This is a genomic window from Luteitalea sp., from assembly GCF_044337415.1.
Classification (GTDB): Bacteria; Acidobacteriota; Vicinamibacteria; order Vicinamibacterales; family Vicinamibacteraceae; genus Luteitalea.
In genome coordinates, this window is record NZ_JBIINP010000264.1 from 1 (window position 1) to 4,926 (window position 4,926).

Genomic DNA, 4,926 nt, shown 5'->3' on the forward strand with positions numbered 1-4,926 from the left:
AGCACTTCCCCAACGAGACGCTGGCCTACGACCCGGCCACCATGCAGGTGACCAGTCACAAGGCACCGAACGCCATGCTCCGCCGGTCGTTCCGCAAGCCGTTCCTGCTCGAGCGGCTGTAGGCGGCCGTCGTGTCCATGCGCCTGCGCCGGCTCGCCGGCTTCGTCCTGCTCTCGTGCGCCCTCGCGCTGCCGGCGGCCCCCGCCGGCGCTCAGGGGCCCACCCCGGCACGTCCGACGCGTCCCGCGCTGGTCGTGGTGATCGTCGTCGACCAGTTCCGCGGCGACTACGTCGACAAGTTCGGCCACCAGTGGCGACACGGGCTGCGCCGGCTGTTCGACGAGGGGGCGTACTACACCGAGGCCGCTTACCGCTACGCGAGCACGATGACCTGCGCCGGCCACGCCACGATCGGGACGGGGTCGACACCGCAGATCCACGGCATGATCTCGAACGTCTGGTACGACCGGGCGACGGGACGCGACGTGGCGTGCACCGAGGACGCCACGGTGACCAACGTCACCTATGGGGCGGCCCCGGCCCGCTCGGGCGACAGCGGGGCACGGATCGCCACGCCGACGCTGGCCGACGAGATGCGCGCCCAGCTCGGGGCGTCGTCGCAGGTCGTCACGTTCTCCATGAAGGCACGCGCGGCGATTTCGCTCGCCGGGCGCCGATCCACCGTAACGGCCTGGTACGACGGCGCGCGCGGCTTCGTCACGTCGCCGGCCCTGAACGGCCCGGAACGACACCCGTTCCTCGCGGCGTACCTGCCGGCACATCCGGTCGAGCGCGACGTCAACGAGGTGTGGACGCGGGCGCTGCCGGAAAAGGCTTACCTGTACACCGACAATGGCGTAGGTGAGTCGGGCACCGGCCCGCTCTTTCCGCACCGCCTGTCGACGCCCAGGGCCGACGGCTCGATCGACCCGGCCTTCTACGCCAACTGGCAGATGAGCCCGTTCTCCGACGCCTACCTCGGGAAGATGGCGGCCACGGCAGTCAAGGACCTGCGGCTCGGCCAGGGCGCGGGCACCGACTTCCTGGCCGTCAGCTTCTCGGCGCTCGACACCGTGGGCCACGCCTACGGCCCACGCAGCCATGAGGTGCAGGACGTGCTCGCGCGCCTCGACGTGACCCTCGGGCACCTGCTCGAGGCGCTGGACGCCCAGGTGGGCCGCGATCGGTACACGCTGGCGCTCACGGCCGATCACGGCGTCAGCCCCATCCCGGAGCAGATGCGCGAGCTCGGCCTGGGCGGCGGCATCGTCGATCGCAAGGCCATCGCTGGTGTGCTGGCGGCGAGCCTCGGCGGAAGCCTGCTCGAAAGCCTGACCGGGGCCGAGCTGTACCTGTCGCTCGACGCCGCGGCACGCCTGACCAATCTCGACGACCGGGCGTGGGAGTCGCTGCGCAGCTCGTTCGAGCAGATTCCCGGCGTGACGCGCGTGTGGCGCACGAGCGACCTGCTGGCCGGCCGCTACGAGGCCGAGTCGGACCCGCTGGCGCACGCGGCCAGGCTGAGCGCCTATCCCAACCGGTCGGGTGACCTGATCTACATCACCGATCCGTATTGGTTCCCTTACCAGATCACGGCGACGCACGGCACGCCGTACGAGTACGACCAGCACGTGCCGCTGGTCTTCATCGGCGCGCAGTTCCGGCGCGGCCGGTACACGGCCCCGGCCAGCCCCGCCGACGTGGCGCCCACCCTCGGGCGGCTGATCGGCGTCACGCTCCCGGCTTCGGACGGGACCATTCGGACCGACGCGTTCGCGACGCCCCCGGGGCTGCCCGCCCCGATGTCGGGCGCAGGGGCAGGCGGCACCGGTCGCAAGGAGCCTTGACCCCGCCCGGGGCGACACACACAATGCAGGGGTCAGCCCCTGCCAGGCGCGTCGCCCCCCTCCGCGCGCCGGCACCTTCGCGCCATGCGCTTCGGTGCCCAGGGGGCGTCACACGAAAGTGAGTCCCGTGCGTCGAACCGCCACCTTGATGGGGCTGGTGCTCGTGGCCGGTCTCGGCCTCGCGCTCTCGGCCCAGGAACCGGCCGCCACGCGCAGCCCGCGCGCCGACCTCGCCGCCCGCCTGCGCGCCGCCGCCAGCCTCGGCACCGACTACGTCCCCGGCCGCGTGCTGGTGAAGTTCCGCGGCGGTCTCCCCACGCAGGCGCAGACCTCGGCCGTCACCTCCGCATTGCCCGGCCTGGCCGTGCAGTTGCGCAGCGGCGATGCCTACGCCGACTTCGACGTGCTCGACGTGCCGCTCGACGCCGACGTCCCCACCCTCGCGGCGGCACTGGCGGCCCGTCCGGAAGTCGAGTTCGCCGAGCCCGACAGCCTGCAGCGGCCGGAGGTCACCCCGACCGACCCGTCGTACTCGCGGCAGTGGCACCTGCGGGCCATGAACCTCGAGCGGGCCTGGGACATCAACCCGGGCGCCCGCGACGTGGTCGTCGCCGTGATCGACAGCGGCCTCGCGATGGCCAACGACGTCCTGCGGTTCCCGCGGTTCTTCAACGGACGCCTGCAGATCGTGGACGTCCCCTTCGCGCGCGCCACCGACACCGCGCCGGCCGGGCGGCTCGTCGCGCCCTACGACTTCGCGTACGAGGACGCGTTGCCCTACGACATGGATGGCCACGGCACGCACGTGGCCGGCACGGTAGGGCAGCAGCTCAACAGCGAGAGCGGCGTCGGCGTGGCCTACAACGCGCGACTCATGCCCCTCAAGGTCTGCCTCGGCGAGTGGGAGGTGCTGTTCGCCCTGGCCGATCAGGGCGTGTCGACGCTGCCGTCGCAGTTCCTCGGCGGCGTCTGCTTCGCCTCGGATCAGGCCCGCGCGCTGCGGTATGCGGCCGACAACGGGGCCAAGGTGGCCAACGTCAGCATCGGCGGCACCTCGCCGTCGGCCGCGGTGGAGAGCGCGCTGCAGTACGCCGTCTCGCGCGGTGTGTTCGTGTCCGTGTCGGGCGGTAACCGTTTCGAAGAAGGCAACCAGCGCGGCTATCCAGCCTTCTATGCCCGCGACATCGCCGGCGTGATGGCCGTGGCGGCGGTCGGACAGGACCTCAACCGCGCCTACTACTCGTCGACCGGGGACTTCATCGAGATCGCCGCCCCCGGCGGGAACACCCGCGTGGGCGGCGCGGCCGGGCGCGTGTGGCAGCAGACCTACCGCGCCTCCGGCTATGCCCTCAACCAGCTGGCGCCGCGCTTCGACCTGATCGAAGACGACGCGTACCAGGGCACGTCGATGGCCGCGCCGCACGTCGCCGGCCTGGCGGCGCTGCTGCATGCGCAGGGCATCCGGACGCCGGCCGCCATCGAGAGTGCCATCCGGCAGTTCGCCTCCGACCGTGGCACCACCGGTCGTGACAACGAGTACGGTCACGGCCTCATCGATGCACGGACCACCTTGCGGGGCCTGGGGATCGCCAAGTGAGCTCGCACCGCTGGTCTTCCCTGCCCCTCCTGCTCCTGGTCTCGGTCCTGGCTGCCGCCCCCGCGTTCGGACAGGACCCGGCACCGCCGGCGCCCCCAGTGGTCCCGGCGGACGCGCCAAGGCCTGACGACGCCGTCACACCGCCAACCCCTGAGGACCCGCTTCCGGGCGACGAGGCCCCGGCGCCACGCAAGCGCGGGCCACAGGTGCGCGCGCGCGTGTTCGGGCTCGCCGGCTTCCAGTCGTTCACTGCGGCCGACAGCCTCTCGGCCGTGCTCGATACCTCGAGCGGGCCCGTGTTCGGCGGCGGCGGGGGGATGCTCTTCGGCCGCAACCTGTTCGTCGACGTGAGCGTGAGCCGCTTCGCGGCCGAGGGCTCGCGCGTGTTCGTGACCGACACCGGCGAGGTGATCGACCTCGGCATCCCCACGCAGGTGACGATGATGCCGATGGACGTGTCGATCGGGTGGCGCTTCGTGGGCGCGCCGAAGCTCGGCCCCACCGGCAAGCCGCGGTTCAGGCCCGTGCCCTTCGCGGGCGGTGGGTTCGGCCTGCAGAACTACGAGGAGACGTCGGAGTTCGCCTCGTCGAGCGACGACTCGTCGGAGTCGCACGGGAGCTATCACGTGCTCGGCGGGGTCGAACTGCCCTTCAGCCGCCGGCTCGGGCTGTCAGCCGACGTGCTCTACCGCTGGGTGCCCGACGCCATCGGGAGCGGCGGTGTGTCGGCGTACTACGACGAGACCGATCTGGGCGGTGCCCAGGTGCGGGTGCGCCTCCTGTTCACGTTCTGACCGCGCGATGAAGGCCCGGACGCCCGCGCCATCGCCGCCGGGCGACAAGCCGTTCGCGGCGCGGGTGTACGACGCCGTCCGCGCCATCCCATCGGGGCGTGTCTCGACCTACGGCGACGTCGCCGCAGCGGCAGGTCGGCCGCGCGCCGCACGCGCGGTGGGCACGCTGATGGCCAACGGCGCGCCGCGCGCCATCCCCGCCCACCGGGTGGTCGCCGCCGGCGGGGCGCTGGGCGGCTACGGCGGGCAGGAGGGCCAGAAGGCGGCGCTGCTGCGTGCCGAGGGCGTGCTGGTGGTCGGCAGGAGGATCAGGAACTTTTCCGCCGTTCGCTGGGAACCCTAGGTCGCCCCGCCACGCCCTTCTCGGCATCCCGGCATCGCAGCAATGCCACGTGCGACGCGAACCCGTCTGGGGCGCCGCACGTACCATGAACGACGCCGGGCAACGCCGGCGTGCCCCTCACCGTCCAAGATGCCAGTGACGAGTCATGCCGCCGACGTGCGGCTCGCCGCACGATGCCGTACGGGAGACCTGGCGGCATTCGAGGAGCTCTATCGGGCGCACAGCCCGAGGCTCTACGCCGTGGCGTACCGCATGCTCGGCCAGGCCGAGGACGCGGAGGACCTGCTGCAGGAGATCTTCCTGCTGGCCTTCCGCAAGATGGATTCGTACAAGGGCGACGCGTCG

The 4,926-nt window shown here is 72.1% G+C and carries 5 protein-coding genes; all 5 read left to right on the plus strand.

Annotation, left to right across the window (positions count from 1 at the left end; genetic code table 11):
* The first annotated feature begins 137 nt into the window (after positions 1-137).
* A complete protein-coding gene (locus ACIRDX_RS20490; RefSeq protein WP_396627298.1) occupies positions 138-1,847 on the plus strand; it encodes an alkaline phosphatase family protein in 1,710 nt (569 codons plus the stop codon).
* 127 nt (positions 1,848-1,974) lie between these two features.
* Positions 1,975-3,444: a S8 family serine peptidase gene (locus ACIRDX_RS20495; protein ID WP_396627294.1), complete on the plus strand. Its 1,470-nt coding sequence runs from the start codon at positions 1,975-1,977 to the stop codon at positions 3,442-3,444.
* 206 nt (positions 3,445-3,650) lie between these two features.
* Positions 3,651-4,238 (plus strand): outer membrane beta-barrel protein, encoded by a 588-nt coding sequence (locus ACIRDX_RS20500; RefSeq protein ID WP_396627295.1) that lies wholly within the window; start codon positions 3,651-3,653, stop codon positions 4,236-4,238.
* 7 nt (positions 4,239-4,245) lie between these two features.
* On the plus strand, positions 4,246-4,581 hold the full coding sequence (locus ACIRDX_RS20505) for an MGMT family protein (protein WP_396627296.1): 336 nt from the start codon (positions 4,246-4,248) through the stop codon (positions 4,579-4,581).
* A gap of 135 nt (positions 4,582-4,716) precedes the next feature.
* Positions 4,717-4,926 (plus strand): RNA polymerase sigma factor (locus ACIRDX_RS20510; protein ID WP_396627297.1); only part of this gene is annotated, 210 nt, incomplete at its 3' end.